General features: G+C 68.8%; 17 protein-coding genes. 11 read left to right on the plus strand and 6 right to left on the minus strand.

Annotated elements, in window-relative coordinates; genetic code table 11:
- Window positions 1-101: 101 nt before the first annotated feature.
- Both AGRA3207_RS37895 and AGRA3207_RS37900 read left to right on the plus strand, forming a co-directional pair.
- Entirely contained in the window at window positions 102-419 is a 318-nt protein-coding gene (locus AGRA3207_RS37895; protein WP_231332185.1) for a transposase, read from the plus strand.
- The gene (locus tag AGRA3207_RS37900; protein ID WP_231332186.1) at window positions 374-1,735 is read left to right on the plus strand and encodes a transposase; all 1,362 of its coding nucleotides are present in this window, start codon (window positions 374-376) and stop codon (window positions 1,733-1,735) included. Before AGRA3207_RS37895 ends, AGRA3207_RS37900 begins: the two co-directional genes overlap by 46 nt.
- A 209-nt stretch (window positions 1,736-1,944) precedes the next feature.
- On the opposite strand, the gene AGRA3207_RS37905 is transcribed toward AGRA3207_RS37900, so the two are convergent.
- From AGRA3207_RS37905 to AGRA3207_RS37925, 5 genes are all read right to left on the minus strand, one after another.
- Complete coding sequence (locus AGRA3207_RS37905) at window positions 1,945-2,403, minus strand: hypothetical protein (protein ID WP_231332187.1); 459 nt, start codon at window positions 2,401-2,403, stop codon at window positions 1,945-1,947.
- Window positions 2,400-3,341: a hypothetical protein gene (locus AGRA3207_RS37910; RefSeq protein ID WP_231332188.1), complete on the minus strand. Its 942-nt coding sequence runs from the start codon at window positions 3,339-3,341 to the stop codon at window positions 2,400-2,402. The genes AGRA3207_RS37905 and AGRA3207_RS37910 overlap by 4 nt, the downstream gene beginning before the upstream one ends.
- Window positions 3,342-3,504: 163 nt before the next feature.
- Entirely contained in the window at window positions 3,505-3,813 is a 309-nt protein-coding gene (locus tag AGRA3207_RS37915) for a hypothetical protein (RefSeq protein WP_231332189.1), read from the minus strand.
- Window positions 3,814-4,297: 484 nt separating this feature from the next.
- Window positions 4,298-4,555 (minus strand): hypothetical protein, encoded by a 258-nt coding sequence (locus tag AGRA3207_RS37920; RefSeq protein ID WP_231332190.1) that lies wholly within the window; start codon window positions 4,553-4,555, stop codon window positions 4,298-4,300.
- 398 nt (window positions 4,556-4,953) lie between these two features.
- Window positions 4,954-6,678 (minus strand): hypothetical protein, encoded by a 1,725-nt coding sequence (locus tag AGRA3207_RS37925; RefSeq protein WP_231332191.1) that lies wholly within the window; start codon window positions 6,676-6,678, stop codon window positions 4,954-4,956.
- 151 nt (window positions 6,679-6,829) lie between these two features.
- Here AGRA3207_RS37925 and AGRA3207_RS37930 point away from each other — a divergent pair, with 151 nt between their 5' ends.
- Window positions 6,830-7,225 carry a hypothetical protein gene (locus AGRA3207_RS37930; RefSeq protein ID WP_231332192.1) on the plus strand — a complete coding sequence of 132 codons (396 nt, stop codon included), beginning with the start codon at window positions 6,830-6,832 and terminating at the stop codon, window positions 7,223-7,225.
- A 964-nt stretch (window positions 7,226-8,189) separates the two neighbouring features.
- A complete protein-coding gene (locus tag AGRA3207_RS40435) occupies window positions 8,190-10,739 on the plus strand; it encodes a LacI family DNA-binding transcriptional regulator (RefSeq protein ID WP_420830843.1) in 2,550 nt (849 codons plus the stop codon).
- Window positions 10,740-11,181: 442 nt separating this feature from the next.
- Here the strand turns inward: AGRA3207_RS40435 and AGRA3207_RS37945 are convergent, their stop codons facing one another.
- A complete protein-coding gene (locus AGRA3207_RS37945) occupies window positions 11,182-11,919 on the minus strand; it encodes a GntR family transcriptional regulator (RefSeq protein WP_231332193.1) in 738 nt (245 codons plus the stop codon).
- A gap of 167 nt (window positions 11,920-12,086) precedes the next feature.
- On the opposite strand from AGRA3207_RS37945, the gene AGRA3207_RS37950 reads away from it, so the two are divergent.
- The 7 genes from AGRA3207_RS37950 to AGRA3207_RS40030 all read left to right on the plus strand — a co-directional run bounded on the left by AGRA3207_RS37950 (window position 12,087) and on the right by AGRA3207_RS40030 (window position 16,249).
- Window positions 12,087-12,416 carry an SCO3933 family regulatory protein gene (locus AGRA3207_RS37950; protein WP_231332194.1) on the plus strand — a complete coding sequence of 110 codons (330 nt, stop codon included), beginning with the start codon at window positions 12,087-12,089 and terminating at the stop codon, window positions 12,414-12,416.
- Window positions 12,417-12,420: 4 nt separating this feature from the next.
- Entirely contained in the window at window positions 12,421-12,699 is a 279-nt protein-coding gene (locus tag AGRA3207_RS37955; RefSeq protein ID WP_231332195.1) for a hypothetical protein, read from the plus strand.
- Window positions 12,700-12,814: 115 nt separating this feature from the next.
- The gene (locus AGRA3207_RS37960) at window positions 12,815-14,251 is read left to right on the plus strand and encodes an FtsK/SpoIIIE domain-containing protein (RefSeq protein WP_231332196.1); all 1,437 of its coding nucleotides are present in this window, start codon (window positions 12,815-12,817) and stop codon (window positions 14,249-14,251) included.
- Window positions 14,252-14,266: 15 nt separating this feature from the next.
- Window positions 14,267-15,052: a DUF2637 domain-containing protein gene (locus AGRA3207_RS37965; protein ID WP_338028244.1), complete on the plus strand. Its 786-nt coding sequence runs from the start codon at window positions 14,267-14,269 to the stop codon at window positions 15,050-15,052.
- A 172-nt stretch (window positions 15,053-15,224) separates the two neighbouring features.
- Window positions 15,225-15,677: a DUF3307 domain-containing protein gene (locus AGRA3207_RS37970; protein ID WP_231332197.1), complete on the plus strand. Its 453-nt coding sequence runs from the start codon at window positions 15,225-15,227 to the stop codon at window positions 15,675-15,677.
- Window positions 15,678-15,777: 100 nt separating this feature from the next.
- Entirely contained in the window at window positions 15,778-15,921 is a 144-nt protein-coding gene (locus AGRA3207_RS37975) for a hypothetical protein (RefSeq protein WP_231332198.1), read from the plus strand.
- A 193-nt stretch (window positions 15,922-16,114) separates the two neighbouring features.
- Window positions 16,115-16,249 (plus strand): hypothetical protein, encoded by a 135-nt coding sequence (locus AGRA3207_RS40030; RefSeq protein WP_273699975.1) that lies wholly within the window; start codon window positions 16,115-16,117, stop codon window positions 16,247-16,249.
- Window positions 16,250-16,440: the final 191 nt, after the last annotated feature.

The raw sequence follows: 16,440 nt of genomic DNA on the forward strand, positions 1-16,440 counted from the left end.
AGTGAGGTGGCAGGGTGTCGATGGGGCGTGCCGCCGGGCGGGTGATCCCGGCGGATACAGTGCGGGCGGCGTGGGCGAGTAATCCGGGTGGGACACCCGCGATGTGGATCCGGGATCGGCTGGCGGGTCTGTGCACCGATGACGACTTCGCCGGCTGGTATCCGGCTGATGGGCGGCGGGGGTTGTCGCCGGCGGTGCGGTGCCGGATCGACTGGAAGTACGCGTTGGGGCTGGAGCTGACCGATCCGGGGTTCGATCATTCGGTGCTGTGTGAGTTCCGGGACCGGATGGCCTGGGGGGACCGGGCTGATGGGCTGCTGGCGGTGATGGTGGATCGGCTGGTGGCAGCCGGACTGGTCAAGCGGCGCGGCGGGTGCGGACCGATTCCACGCATGTGCTGGCGGCGGTGCGGCGGCTGAACCGGGCCGAGCTGGTCGGTGAGACGCTGCGCGCCGCGCTTGAGGAACTGGCCGCCGTCGGCGGGGAATGGCTGGCCGGACTGGTCACGGCGGAATGGGCGCGGCGCTACCACCGCCCGATCCGCTTTGAACGGCTGCCCCGCGGCAAGGACGAACTGGCCGCATGGGTGCTGCGGGTCGGTGCCGACGGGATGCAGATCCTGGAGGCGGTGTATGCCGCCGGCGCTCCGCGGCGGCTGCGTGAGCTGCCCAAAGTGCAGGTACTGCGCCAGATGTGGGTACAGCAGTACTGGAGGGAAGAAGACGGCTCCCTGGCCTGGCGCGGGCCCAAGACCACCCGGGACCGGCAAAGCCGTCGCGATACCCCACGCCGCCGCTCTGCGGCTGCAGCGGTACGCGGACGGCCGGACCCGGACTCGGCCCGGGTTCCGTGGGCCGGGCTGGAGGTCCTCACCCCGCACGATCCCCAGGCCCGCTACTGCCGGAAGGGCGCAGCGACGGCCACATCTGCGGGCAAGGCCGAGTGGATCGGCTACCGCGACCATCAGAGCGAGACCTGCGACGGTGAGGGCCCGAATGTCATCGTGCACGTGGTGACCCGGCTGGCACCCGAGCAGGACATCGATGCCCTGGAGGCCATCCATCAGGGACTGGCCGCCCGCGACCTGGCGCCTTGCGAGCACCTGGTCGACGGCGGCTATGTCACTCCCGACGCCATGCACCACGCCGCCACGCGATGGGGCATCACGCTGCTCGGCCCCGTCCGGGCCGACCCGCGAGGCGCACAGCGGCCGGGCTTCACCAAGGCCGACTTCCACATCGACTGGCAGGCGCACACCCTGACCTGCCCACGCGGAGTGACCAGCCCGCCCTGGAAACCGGCCACCGGCGACGGTCGCGCATACCTGTCGGTGCTGTTCCCCCGCAAGGCCTGCCGGGTCTGCGAGGACCGCCTGGCCTGCACCGGCAACGCCGACGGCAAGGGACGCCACATCACCCTGCTGCCCGAGCCCCTGCAGAAGATCCAAACCCGCGCAAGAGCCGAGCAGCAGACGCTCCAATGGCAGGCCCGCTACGCACAGCGCGCCGGCTGTGAGGCCACCGTGTCAGAGACCGTCCATGCCCATGGCCTGCGCCGCTGCCGCTACCGCGGCCTGGCCAAGACCCACGTCCAGCACGTTCTCACCGCCGCCGGCACCAACATCATCCGGCTCGCCGAGTGCTACCCGCCCGGCACCATCCCCGACCGGCTCTCACGTCCGACCAGTCCATTCCAGCAGCTCTGCCAACGATTCCACACGCCACCGGCCGACTAACAACGCCCAACATCACCAACAGCATCCATGAAGTGAGACAGAACCAATCGGGGAGTGGCCGCAAGCACGAGGTGCGAGGGGCTGCAGCACGGGCTGGACCGGTGGCACCCGGGGGCCTCGCGGGCCGGGTAGGGCATCGGTGTGCCAGTGCTGCCCAGCGGTGCGCCCGGCCGGTGGCCGGTGTGGGCGCGCCAGCGTGGCCAGGGTCGCTATCGGCGCGGGATGACGGTGATGACCAGCCGGTCCAGGCCGGGGTAGGCGTCCGGCTCTGGGTCAATCCAGTGCCACCAGCCGTCGCCATCGACCCATCCGCTGTCATCCCCGCAGCAGAACGCGCCTCCCGATTCCAGCCGCGCCACGGTCCGCGCCAGGCGCCACAGGATCGGCCTCGGGATGCTCCAGCGGCCCGTGCCCGGACGGCGTGGCTGCTGGGACCTGCTCCAGATGCAGCGTCCGCCATCGCCGTTACCAGGCGCCCAGACGCTGGAGACCGTGACCGCCTCGCGGCGGAACCGGCGCCGGCGGAAATGGACACACAGCACCAGTCCCTCCGCACAGCCGGGGAACAGCCGCTGGACGGCGGTGATCAGCTCGGCCTTCAGAGCTGGCGGGCGTCGGTGCGTCAGGGCGGCTGCGCCCGTCGGCTGCGATGGCCGCCCGGTTCTCATTCCTGGTCTGTTCGGCTTGGGGCGGCGGGGCGGTTGAGGGCGTGGCACAGCAGGGCCAGCGGGCCGTCGGGGCCGAGTTCGGCTTCGGCCCGGTCGATCAGCTCCGCCAGCCGGTCGCCGAGTCCGGTGATGGTGTCGCGTTCGGGCCGCAGGTTCAGGTCGGTGAACGGTGCGTTGAGCATGTGGGCGATGACCGCCTCGCGCAGCAGGGTGAACCCGCTGGTGTGCGGGTCGCCGGGCCGGCGCCGCTGCGCTTGGGTGATCAGCTCGCCGATCGCCCATGCCGCCTCCTGCTGGAATCCCGGAGCGGCATGCGCGCGCAGGCCCGGCAGCAAGATGGCGGCCATGTCCTCGCGTGCCTGGTCGGCGACCGCGGCGATCACCTTGCCGATGATGACGCCGGCGGTGGCGTGGTTGCGCGGCCCCGCCAGCACGGCGGCGTAGCTGAGCAGATCGCCGATCGCCGCAGCGATGTCGGTCACCAGATCAGAATGAATGCCGATGCCGCGTGTGTGAGGGGGCAGCACGGCCAGCATCCGCTGCGCCCTGGCGTCGGCGGGGCTGATCGCTGCCATGGTCGGAGACCCGGGGCCGGGGGATTCGGCCAGCACGCGGGCCCGGTCGGTGACCGATGAGGGGACGGTGACCGGCCCGCGGGCATCAGCGGCGGTGAGCACCGCCAGCCCGGTCACCGGCTGATCGGTACCGGTGTAGAAGGTGATCAGCTGCTCGGCGACGCAGTTGCGGTGGCGGTTGGGTGCAGTGCCGTGCCGCACCACCACCTCGATCCCGTGGACGGGGTCGTGCGTCAGCGGGAGAGTTGCCTCCAGCCGGTTTGCGCGCGTGAACAGCCACGTCGTGTCTTCGGGTATGGGCGCGGTGGTGATGCGCCCATACACCGGGATCACTGTCATGCTTGTCAGGTCGCTGCTGGACATCGATGTTCCTTTCCGGGGCGCCCCGGATTTGGGCCAAGTCCAGGGACTGCCGGGCTGCCGGGCCACAGAAGTCGCCTGGGAATCCGAGCCCTCGGTGAGGGCGCGGCCGCCAGGAAGGCGGCATCAAAGGATCTGGTGATCGCGGCAGCCGCAGATGCGGGTGTCAATGCGGCGTGTCCGGCCAGGGAGCTGCGGCCGAAGCGGCCTCGGACCCTGCCACGGCCACCTGGATGTGCACGAGGACGTCATTGAGTTCCAGTGCCAGGCCGTGGGCATCCTCGCCAGGGGTGGACGCTGAACTCAGCGTGTCGTAGATCCGGTCCTGGCAGACCTCGTCACGATGCAGCCCGTGGCCCTCCAACTCCTCCAGCAGCCTGTCGATGATCGCGTTGGCGCAGGCGTTCAACGCCTCCTCCACCAGGGCGGGCAGTTCGCGGGTGATCGCAGCTGGCAGCGGCGAGATCGAGGTCATTAAACTCTCCTGCTGGAAGGGTCAGGGCCGCCGTTGCGGCGGCCCGGAGCGCAGGATGCTCGGTTCCGGTGTCGGGGTTTTGAGTCGTCCTGTGCCTAGGGGCAACCCAGCGAAGCGGTTGCCCCTAGGCACAGACGGCTCATCCTGACAGGCCGGAACCGGGCACCCTGCGGATCGGTCAGCTGTGGATGACGCTCGGGTGCGGTGTCCGCGCCCGAAGATCACCACGACGTGCCGGGGTACAGGCCGCGGACTTGTGCCGAGGGCACAGCGCATATGGAAAGACTGGGGCGGTGCCCCCGGAAGCAGAGCTCCCTGTCCCGGGCCAGGGCGGTGGAGTGTGCGGTGGGTGGAGTCGGCCTGGCGTGCGCGGTCATCACCCGGTCTCACAGCCTGTGATCTCCGGCGTGACTTCTGCGTGACTGGGCGCGTGTCCTCGGCATGCGTCGGTCCGCGGTGTGGCGGCGCTGGATGCCGATAGGGCTCATCGCCGCTTGCGCCAGGCCCACACGACCACCACCGCAGCGGCGGCCAGTAGCGCCAGTTGCTCCTGGCGGCAGTGGTCATCACGGTGATCTGGTGGGATCTTCGCGAGCGGCTCGACCGGCGACAGGTGACCGGTGCACCCTGGCACCTGGCACGCCCAGCTCCACCGGCGCTCCCGGGCCACCTGGACGGCGAGCGGGTGCATGGCGTGGCAGTGGCCGCGCTCACACATGTGCAGGACCAGGCGAGGTCTCACGTGAGACGCTCCGTTCTCCTGCGCTGGCCTGCGCCGGCCAGGCTGGGCCCCCGCGCTCGTCGGTTATCGGCTAGCCGCGGTGAGCCCGCCTGCCGGTCGTCCAGAAGGTGAATGAGTCTGCGGATGGTGCTCGATGTGTTCACCGCGAATACCTCCAGGGTGAGGGGCGCCGTCGTGCGTCTCACCCGGCACGATCGGCGGTGGCCGGCCAGGGTGGCCCGCAGGGCCATCGCTTGCGACGCCGAAGGCGCCCTGGTCGGCCTCGCCGATCGTGCTGAGCTGAGCGCGACGACGGCGCCCCTTGCCCTGGAGTTCGTGCCCAGGTCCGTGCGCCCCGAAGCCGGGTGCTGCCGGTCCGCGCATCGCGGGGTGATCAGCATCGAGACGACCTTCGCAAGCTACGCCGGCCCATCACTCCCGCTCACGGGACTCTTCCTTGCGATAGCGGTCAGGCCTGCGCGTCCGCCAGTGGTGTCGATGGGCGTTGCCTCGTCAGAGGCTTGCTGGATCGCTGTCGCCGAGAATGCCGGTACCTGCGTTGAGCTGCTCAAGTGTGGTGATGCCGTCGGCACGTCATGCGCAGGAGGGCTGTGGGGCGATGAGGCCTTGCGGATGGCGGCGCGGATGTTCTTGGCGGTGGAGATCGAAACCGCGCCGAGCCCGGCGTCGGCGATGGCGGCTGCGAACTCGGCTCCGGTGGGCTGGCGCCCGCGCTCGTGCAGCCCCCGGTGGAAGATCGGCCCCGCCAGCTGGACCCAGCGCGGCATCGGCCGACGCGTCCTGGCGGCCGCACGCGGATTACCGGTGTCGTGGCGGTCAGAGGCGGAGGGAGCCGGCGGCAGGCCGCCCCCTGGATCGGTGTCGGCGTTGGCCTGGCCGCTGGCGGCCGGGCTGGCGCCCCCGCGGGGAGCAGCGGCACGCAGGGGCTGCAGGGGGGCGGGTGGTGGACCGGCGGCCTTGTTCCTGGCCACCTGGATCGCTGCCTCCCTATCGGGCACCGGTGCCATCCTTGCGCCGAAACGCAGACCCGGGGCGGGAAGTCCGGTGTCTGCGGGATGGGTGGCGCCAGGACTTGTCTGCGTCCGGTGGGGCGCACGGCGCTGGGACCAGCGCACGCAAGGGCTGGTCGTCGACCAAGCCAGGGCGCCGTGCCCGGGGACGGCCATCAAGAACGGCGCGTCCCGGTCTGCGCTGCCGGGCTCGGTGCGCGGTGAAGTCGACCGGCCGCCGCCGGGTCCGGGGAGCCAGGGGCCAGGCACTGCCAGATCGGCGAGGTCCCCGGCGTGGTACATCGTGGCGAGCATGGTCGTCAGCACGTTCTTCGACGCCGGATCGTTGATGAGTCCGGTGTATTCGATCGCCCGGTCGAGGGCCTTGTTCAGGTGGCGCTGCGCGCGGTGCTGGCGCCATCGGGCGGCGTCGGCGTGCCGCAGGATGCGGAGCCGGCGGGCGGCGCGGGCCAGATGTGCCAGGCGGCGGTGCGCGTCGACCTGCCCGGCGGTCCGATCGGCGGGCTCAGCCACCCGCAGCCGCACGAGGACCCGCTCTGGCGTGATGCGCCAATTGATCGTCCTCAGCCAGGCCAGACGTTGTGATGCGTGGTGTCGTCGCTGGACGTGCAGGCCGCGCTCCCACAGCCACGCCGCCGTCAGCGGCGCGATCAAGCGCACGACGCCCTCGATCCAGCTCTGTGAATCGCAGGCCGCCGCGAACGCCGATGCGCCGGTCAGTGCCCACACCGCGACGCCGTCCTGCCCCGCCGTGCCGATCCGCGGATCCTGCACGTTGCTGCGCGCCCGGACCGCACAGGTCACCACGGCGATCTCCAGGAACGCCGAGGTCAGCACGCGCAGCTCGAGGGGCATGTGCAGACGGTGCTCGAACACGCGCCACATGCCCTGGGCCTGCACGGCCGTTGCCAGAGCCGCAGCCGCGAACGTCAACCAGTTCTCTGCCCTGCGACGGCTGCCTGCGGCGGGCGCCCGGGCAAGGCCGCGGCGGCGTTCGCTGTGCCGCCCAGCCCGGTAGAGCACGAGGCCACCGGCGAGCGCGAGAACCAATTCCAGCAGGAGGGCGGCGGCAACGAGCATCCAGGGAGCTGGGGCGTTCGCGAGATCGATCATGCTGACACCCTTTTCGTCGGCTCTGCGGCAGCAAACCAGGGTTGCTATTGGGTATAGCTACACCGTAACTTTGAGGACGATCCAGCTCAACCCCCGCGATAGAGGGGAGCCCGCGTTGAACCATGTTCGCGCGCCTGCGAAAATTCCGCGTGTGCCCAGTCAGCCCAGCTCCGGACGCCGCCCACGAGCAGTGAACTTCTGGGACGACGACTTCGAACCGGCCAGGCACCTGGCCGAGCAGATGGGCGACAACCGCAACAACATCATCGAAAGGCTCCTCGCCCACTGGCTGCGGCGGCCCGGCGCCGAACTCCCCGAGCGGCCGCCGCAAGAGGTCATCGACGCCGCCGATGCGGCATGGCAAGCCCGCAAGAAGGACATCCACACCATCGCCCGGACCCTCCCATGCCCGGACTGCGGCGTCGATCAAGGGCCATGCCTGATGGGCAAGGGACGGGGCAAGCGCCCCGGCACGGGCCTGCATCACCGACGGCTCATGGCCGCGACGCGGCGCTACGAAGAGACGCACAGCGACCGGAACGGCTGACACTGCAGCGGCCACTCGGGCGGCCGTGCCGAGTAGGGGCGAACATCCTGCGACTTCGATTCTTGCGGGCATCTCGCCGTCACACCGGACACCGGCAGCGGGCTCGCAGAAGCAGGGCCGGGCGTCGGCACATGGTTCTATCGCGCTGGCTTCCGTCGCGGAGCCCGAGCGGTCAAAGGTGTGATACCTGACGCCGGGGCCGTCGGCCGCCGGACCTGCCGAGGCAATACAGGCGTGGCGGGCCGGCGCTCGAACAACACGACGATCTCTTGAAGATGCCCGTCGGAGAACATGTACTTCCCCGAGATCATGCAGTGCGGAATCTTCCGCAGGCGCGCCTTCTCTCGAAGCCAGCTCTCGGTTATCCCCTCGGACAGGAGGGAGGCTGCCTCAGAGACCGAATGCAAATGAAACGGAGCCCGATCAGAGCAGGGCACTCGATGCTGGACCATATCAACCCGCCCAGCCCTGGCTGCCTGCCGACAGCAAATGAAGCCATATCCAACAGTCCGCCTTAACACCACCAGCAAAGCGGCACGTCGGTTCAGGGTGTGGGGCCCGAACTTGGATACCGGCCACCGCCCCAGCCGCATCGCTCCGACTCCCGGGCGCAAGCCGCGACGACGTGACCGTGTCGGCCCGCCTTGATGGCAGCCCTGCCGTGACACAGAGCGCCCCGCTCGGCAGCCCATTTCGGTGAAGCATCGAACCCCCTAGCATATTCACGCACAGTATCGGCGGCCAGTGCGCGCAGTAACCACTGCCATGCGCGGCGAGGCCGGCGGCCCCCCTGCGAGACAGGTTATCCCCACGTATGTCAGCGGGATGGTCAGCTGAATGTGCGATATGCGGAAACGAAGCGTCCGGTGCCGGGTGCATGGAATCATGGGCCGCTGCAGCGCCAGCGCAAAAATGAAACTTCAACAAGCGACCAAGTCAACCACCGCCTACAGGAAGGAAAGGGATGGCCTACTCGGAGAAACGCGGTAGAGGAGCCAACGCCTACTACATCGCTCGCTTCAGCGACGGCTGCGGCAACTGGCCCACAGTGAAGAACGCCGACGGGGAGACCCTGCGGTTCAAGAAGAAGCTGGATGCGCAGAAGGCCGGCGAGGACGCCGAGGCCGAGGTGCGCAAGGGCCGGTGGTACGACCCCAGCGCAGCGCAGGAGACCTTCGGTGCGTTCACCAGCCGCCGGTACGCCGAGCTGGACCTGGCCCTGTCCACGATGCAGAACTACCGGCGCCACCTGGAGAACCACCTGCTCCCCTCCTTCGAGCACCTCACCTTGCACCAGCTCTACCGGGAGCCCGAGCGCATCGAGGAGTGGCAGCGGTCCAAGAACGCCGCCGGGTACAAGCCCAACAGCGTCAGCAGCTGGCGCCGCACCCTGCACGTCTTCCTCGGCGACGCCGTCGAGGAAGGCCTGATCCCGGGCAACCCGGCGACCCGGCGACCCGGCCGGGGCAAACGCGCGGGCCGCAAGGCCGGCCGCGGCCCCGAAAAGGTGATCACCGATGATCTGCGCGCCCTGCTGATCGCCGAGCGGGCGAGCCTGCTGACCGGCCGCGACGACGAGCTGGTGATGGTCCTGCTGGGCTCCTACACCGGGCTGCGCTGGGCCGAACTGGTCGGCCTGGAGGTGCGATACGCCCGGCCCGGCAGCCTGCGGGTCGAGCGGCAGCTGTGGGAGGACGACGACGGTGTCTTCCACGCCATCCCGCCCAAAGACGACTCCTACCGCGATGTCGACCTGCCCCCGTGGCTGTCGGCGCTGCTGTCAGCACACATCCACCGCACCGCACCCGAGCCCTGCCCCTGCCACGGCAAACGGTACGTCTTCCGCGGGGCGGACTCTGCGCGGCGGCGCAGCGGGCCGGTGAACACCGCCGAGGTGGCCAGGCGGGCGCAGGTCAGCGTCGGCACGGTCTCCAACGTCCTCAACCACCCCGACCGCGTCGCGCCCGCCACCCGGGACAGGGTGCAGGCGGCGATCGGCGCGCTGGGCCTTGACCGCCCCGCTCCGGCGACCGCGCCCGAGGGCTGGGCGGGGGCGCCGCACTGGCGCCGGTCAGGGTTCGCGACGTGGGTGTTCGGCCCGGCGGCGTCGGGCTGGTATCCCCGCAAGGCGCCGCAGCCGCCGCGGCCGGTGCCGCTGCTGGCCGACCCGTGGCCGGGCAGGCCGCTGCGGGGCCGCAACGCACACGGGCGGGCGGAGGCGTGCTGGACGCCGCTGTCGGCCGGGCTGACGCCGCACGGCCTGCGGCACTCACATCGGACGATGCTGGAGGAGGACGGGATTCCGCCGGTGCTGATCGACGAGCGGATGGGGCACGAGGACGGTTCGGTGCAGCGCCGCTACACCCATGTCACCGCGCCGATGCGCCGGCGTCTGGTGGGAGAGTTGACCGTGCGGTGGGAGGCGGCGCTGGCCGCGCGGCTGGCGCTGTGCCCGGCGTCGCCGGTGCCGGTGCTCGATGAGCTACTGCGTGCCTGGTCACAGGCACGGGAAAGGGGACGATCCCAAGATCGTCCCACAGATCTCCCACAGAGGGGTGTTCCTGCCTTCAGGGCCAGACCCCGAAAGCGGTCCTGGCCTGCGTCGGGACGGCGGGATTTGAACCCACGACCCCTTGACCCCCAGGACTGCGGGGGAACGGGTCTTCCCAGGTCACCGCGCATCCGGGCGCTATCAGCGCGTGCGGCGGAACGGGCTCTGTGCAGGGGCGTGCATGGCGTGTGGTCCCCAAGTGGTCCCCAGAGCGGCCCGTGTCGAGGGCGCCGTCCCGCGCTCTGCGGGAACCCGTGTCGTGCCGCGTGGCTCTGGGCCGCGCACCCTCGTCCTGTCTCGTGCGCGCTTGCGCGCACGCCCTTCCTGCCTGCTCATCCCGTCTGCCGTCGTCCCGCGCTCCGCGCTACCGGGCCAGGGCCAGGCGTCAAGGTGGAGCGCCCTGCCGGACGAACGACCTTGACGCCTGGTTCTGGTCTGGTGATCTCCGATCGGGACGGCGGCAGGCGGGATGAGCAGGCTTCTATCTCAGCCTTCAACCACCCGCGGTCTCCCGACCTGCCCCGGCTCATCCCAGAGTCAGAGTGCCCCCGCCGGAGGCTGCTTGTGCCGGTGGGGAGACTGTGCGCCTGCTTGCCGCTTCGCGCTTGGGTGCGTCGGTCGGCGGCTTGCCCGCTGGCTGGTGTGTTGCTGGCGCCGGTAGGCGCGGGGCGGTGCTGCGGCAGGCGGGACCGGCCCGAAGAGGCCGCAGCCCGCCGGACGCGGGCACCGGCCCCCGGACCATCCCGCCTGCCGCGAACCGTCCGAGCATCCGCGCTGCAACTCCGCCAGCTCGCTGCCGCCCCCCGACGCGCAACGCGCGTCGGCTTGATGACGTACAGAAACTTGTCACAGGGGGCCGCTTGCACAGGTGGGGCAAGGGACCTGGATGAGGGTTCGCGCGGGTCTGGCCTTGCCGAGGTGGACCACTCTTCCCCTCCCCAGACAGGTAGGGCAGCCGGGTAGGTCGCTAGCTCCGACCTGATCCCACACAGCGGTCGGCCTGTCCGATCCGGGATGCTCCTCGGCGGGCTCGTTGTCGTCGCCTACATAGCCGACGCCTAGACAGAACTCGCATTGGAGGGTGATTCCTCCTAGCTGGTGCTCTCCTGCGCCGTTGCATTCGGGGCAGCTTAGGCGATCAGTCATGCTGTCTTCCCTGTCCCGTTACAGCGTGAGCATGCTCGTTCTTTCTGCTCGCTGGAGCCGTTCTTGCTGACCAGGGTTTTCCCTGTCCCGTTGCACATGGCGCACGATACGGGCCTGCGGTGCTTACCTTTCTCGTCAGCCATGATCCCGTTCCTCTCTGGTCAGCAAGGGTAGGCCATGCTCCTAGTCTGCTCCTCCGGCGGCGGGCTGGCCGGGCGACCCTGGCCGACTGAGGTCGTGAACGATCACGCGTTGCTGTCTAGTCGAAACTGTACTCTGCGGATAGCTCGCGTCCGGATCCCAGGAAGTCGATGGCGTACTCCGTTGGCTCGCCCTCTTGATCCCAATAGTGATTGGTCATGGTCAGAGCTGGCGTACCGACCTCTGTCTCCAGGATCGATGCTATGTCCTCGGGTACAGCCTTGATTGTGACGATGTCACGTCGGCGAACCACCCGGCGCCCGGTTCGCTCTTCGATCAAGCCAAAGGTCATTTGTGGGAGCGGTTCGGTGCTTAGGAGCTCCGGCGCTGCTTCGGCGAGTTCTCCCGAGAGCCAGGAAGTCGAGACTGTTACGACTCCGTGGCCATCTCGGTAGACCCGGCGTCGCCGTATGACTTGGCCGTTCTCCTCGATCCTCAGAGCGGCCGCTACCTCGCTCGAAGCTGTGGTCAGCTCCGCTTCTAGGATCTCTGCGTGCTCGCCTGGGCGATAGCCGTTGCCGGTGGCGCGGAGCATCTGAAGCCGGTCCGGGCCGGTTGTCTGGCGATGGGTGATGGAAACATACGTTCCCTGCGATGAGGCTTGCACGAAGCCCTCATTGCGAAGCTGAGTAAGTGCTTTGGCTGCTGTAGCGGTGGCGACGGACCATCCCTGAGAGATCTCGGCGATGGACGGAAGCCGGTCGCCTTCTGTGAGTCGACCGTCTTTGATCTCCCGCCTGAAGTGATCAGCGATCTGTACGTACGGCGGCGGTGTGCGCTCTACCTGGGGTGACACTTCTTCTCCTCTCTCTGCTTACTAGTAAGCATCACATGCCTACTAGTGCGCAGACAAGTCTCCTCTCCAGAGGGCTTGCCTTCGCGTACTAGTACACGTAGACTCAGCGCAAGCTAGTACGCGGACAGGCCGGACTCGACGGCGAACCAAGAGGAGGAGTCAGACACGTGAAGAGGATCCCGGTGGATGTGGCGGGGCTGGAGTTCCGGGCGGTGGAGGACATCGCGCCGAAGCTGAAGAACCGCGAGACGGGCGAGATGAAGGTGAACGCGGCCGGTGTGCCGGTGTACGAGGTGCTGATGACGGTCAAGGGCGAGGGGCGGCGTACCGAGTTGATGGCGGTGTCGCTGCCGACGAACGCCCCGCCGGACGTGCGGGCGGGTCAGGTCGTGGCCTTGGAGGGGCTGACGGGCTTCTTCTGGGAGACCTCGGGCCGTGCGGGCGTGTCGTTCTCGGTGACCGCGATCGCGCCGGTTCTCGACGAGGCGGGGGTGTAGCGCCATGAAGCACGGCTACGTGACGTCGTCGATTGCCCTGGGTGAGGGGGCGCGGTTCGTCTGTGAGACCTATCCCGACAACCCGGAGTCGGGGCCGATTCTGACGATCGACCTTCCCGGGGGCTGGCTGATGCTGTCCGGCCGGGCCGGGGGAGTGGAGGCGGGCGACGTGGAGAACGCCCGGCAGCTGTTGAAGGTCGTCACCCAGTTCGCGGCTGAAGTGGAGCGGCTGTACGCGCTCGCCGCCGAATCGGCCGGTGACTCGGGTGACGCGGCGGCCTGATAGCACGAGGAGTCCCCGGGGCGGGCCGTAGATATGCCTGCCAGCATCACCCGCCCCGGGTCACTCACCTGCAGAAAGGTTCCTGCAAGCAACCTCACGAGGAGGTGTCTTTAGTATGCCGGATTTCGCTCCGGTGGAGTATGTCATCGCGGCTACACCGTTCGCGGCGGCGGCCGGTGGGGTGGCGTGGCAGCGGTACGCGCCGCATTCGTTCTGGTACGGCGTCGGCTACCCGCTGAAAGCCGCCCAGGTGTACGGCACGTGGCACCACGTGGCGTCCGGCTGCGGCCTGACCCGGCGGCGGCGTGCGCTGCGGTGGAGCGCTGAGGCGTTCCCCGGCATGGCGCCGGTCTTCCGTCATCGTCGAAGGCTGGGCCGTGTTCAGATCGACAAGGCTCCTCGACTGGGGGTGATCCGGCCGACCGCGCGCGGGCTCCGGGTGCCGATGCGGCTGCATGACGGTCAGACTCCCGATGATGTGCGGGCGGCGCTGGATCGGCTCGCGCACGCCTGGCGAGTCCATGCGGTGCGGCTGCATTCATGGAAGCCGGGTCGGGTCACGTTGCTGGTCACGGGCGCTGACCCGCTGGTGGATGTGGACTTGGCCGATCTATCGGCGGGCCTGCTGACGGTCGTTCCGGCGGTTCTGGAAACCGGCGAGCCGTTCGTGATGGACTTCCGCGCGGTTCCGCATTGGCTGATCACGGGCGCGACCAATTCGGGCAAGTCAACCCTGATCAACGCTCTGATCATGGGGTTGACGACACAGCTGGCGTCCGGGGAGGCGCTGACCGGTGAACCTGCCGAATACGAGGGTCAGGGCGTCGCGCTCGTGGGCTTTGACCTTAAGGGCGGGGTGGAGTTCACCCCCTATGAGGCGCGCATGTCGGCACTGGCGACGGAGCGGGCCGACTGCCTGGCGCTCCTGGATCAGTTGATTGACATCGTCCGTGCCCGGATGGCGTTGTGCCGTCGGCATCGTGCCCGCAACATCTGGCATCCGCGTATCTCGGCCGACGTGCGTCCGACTCCGATCGTGGTGCTGATCGATGAGATAGCCGAACTGTTCCTGATGGCCGACAAGTCACAGAAGGAAGAGGTCACCCGCGCGGCTACCGCGCTGCTGCGGCTCGCGCAGATCTCCCGCGCTTTCGGTGTCTACCTGGTGGTGTGCGGCCAGCGTGTCGGCTCCGACCTCGGCTCGGGAGTGACCGCGTTGCGTTCGCAGCTATCGGGACGGATCTGTCATCGCGTCAATGATGAAGCCACTGCTGAGATGACCCTTGGCGACATGGACAGGGCCGCGTTGGCTGCTGCCCGGCAGATCCCGGCGAACATGCCGGGCGTGGCGGTGGTGATCGGTTCCGATGGCCTATGGCACCGTGCCCGGTCGGCCTACCGCACCGAGGAACAGGCGGAGGATGCCGCCGCCTTCTACGCGCCGTTGGCGCCGGAGTGGAAGACCTTGCTCGCCGAAATCGACACGGCGGGCGAGCTGCCCGAGTTAGACGCGTTCGAATCCGAGTTCTCCGACGCCACGACGCCGATCTGAAAAGGGAGGTGCTCCATGTCTCGGGTGCGTCGCCTGCCCGGCCTGCTCATCGATTCCAGCCCGGTGCTGGTGTTGGCCGTTATCGCGGCGGCTGGCTCGTTCACCCATATCCGCGACACCGCGAATGAACACGGCCAGCACGGATGGATGGCCTGGGCCGTGGCGGTGTGCATCGACCTGACTTGCGTCATGGCGGCTCGGGAACGTCAGCGAGACAAGCGCGTCGGCCGGATCACGCCCCGGCTGTCGTGGCCGACGTGCGTACTGATCGGCGGGGTTCTGTTGTCGCTTGCAGCGAACCTGGCGCAAGCCGAACCGGTCGTGTGGGGCTGGGTAATGGCTGCGACTCCCGCTGCGGCGTTCCTGGTCGCGGTCTCCATGCTGGAGCGCCGTGCCGCTCACGGATCGTCTGTCCTAGTGGAACCGCAGGAACGGCACACTGCCGATGGCCTGGGGGCCGAGCCCTCGTCCGCCGTCGCCGAACACCTCTCGGCGGGGGATCAGCCTGCTGCCTCCCCGGCCCCGGTCGGTCCTGCCTCCGACTTGCAGCGACCTGAAATCCCTGCTCACACGCCTACTGGTGCGTCCTCGGCTCCGGCCGCTGCCGGTTCCGGTACATCCGGTAGCGGCGGTACGCCGGGTCCGTCTCCGGCGCTGGTGAACTACGCGCGCCAGATCGCCGAAGCTCACCGCGCCCAGCATGGCAAACCGATCACTCGCGACCAGCTTCGTACCCGGCTCAAAATCGGCACCGACCTGGCTTCCACCCTGCTGCGAGAGGTCCGCACCGAACCTGCTTAATCAATCCTGATCGCTCACTCCCTCTGTTGAAAGGAACTCGCTGTCATGACCACTCACGACCTGACCTGCCCGACCTGCGGCGCCCGGAAGCGGCCGGGTGATGGGGTGCTGTGCGGCTCCTGCCGGGTCCAGACCCGGCGCCGGACGCTGTCCCGGCGGCACTGACGACGCCATGTTCCACGCTGACGCAACCGCATTCGCTGCGGCCTTCGCCGTGCTGTATGCCGTGCATGAGGTCGGTGACCATTGGATCCAGACTGACTATCAGGCGATCACCAAGGGGCGGCCGGACTGGGCTGGACGGTTGGCCTGTGCTGGGCACGTCGTCGTGCTCGCTTTGGTCAAGGCGAGCATGGTGGGTTTGGTCGCCGTGGTGCTGGCCCTGCCCCTCAAGCCCTGCGCCGTAATCATGTCCTTGGCCGTGGACGCTGTCTCGCACTACTGGGCCGACCGGCGTCGCACGCTCGCCGCGTTGGCGGAACGCCTCGGCAAAGGCAACTTTGCCCGGCTCGGTGACGGCCTAGTCGCGCCCGCGGGGACCGGCGCCTACGCACTGGATCAGTCCTGGCACGTCGGCTGGCTCCTGGTAGCAGCGCTGGGCTGCTGTGTGGGGGCCGCACCGTGACCGTGAACCGTCCCCGGCCCGGCCGTTGCCCGTTGTGCGCGGGCTGCCGCCGCCCGCCCGTCCCCTGCACCTGCAACGGCGTCGAAGGGAGGTAACCGCCATGGGCCGCAAGCGCACTCCGGTTCCGTGCCTCGCCTGCGATGGAACCGGCCAGATCACCACGACCCGAACCAACCGGCGAACCGGCGAGGCCGTCAAGCAGGAAGCGTTGTGCATGACCTGCTCCGGCGACGCCAACGCCTGACCCAAGGCACGGAAAGGACCCGCCACCACGCATCTGACCAGAGAGGAACACCAAATCATGGAATGCGGCAACTGTGGCGCACCATGTCGCGCCTACCAGGGGTTCTGCTCGACCGAATGCCAGCACGCCGCCGAATGTGACGGGACTTGCTGCGGCAACGGCTAAGTCTCAGCACAGAAAGGATTCATCACCGGTGACCTTCAACGCCCCCGGATCTCACCTGTCCGGCGCGTGCTTCGACTGCGGCGCCGGCGGATTGGACGCCGCTGGCCTGATCTGCCGGACCTGCAACGGCCTCGGACTGATCCACCCCTACCCCGACCACTGATCCACCACGGGGGCCGACATGCCTGCCAGCACTCGCCCCCAACTTCACTCACCCGAACAGGAAGGAACACCAGTCCATGAGCAAGCAACCCTGTGTGCAGTGCTGGGGAATCGGTCGCATGAGCTGTGGGGGCACCACTGCGACGTGCACCGTCTGCGACGGCGTGGGGGAGGTCTGACATGGCCGACCGT

This window comes from Actinomadura graeca (genome assembly GCF_019175365.1).
Lineage (GTDB): Bacteria > Actinomycetota > Actinomycetes > Streptosporangiales > Streptosporangiaceae > Spirillospora > Spirillospora graeca.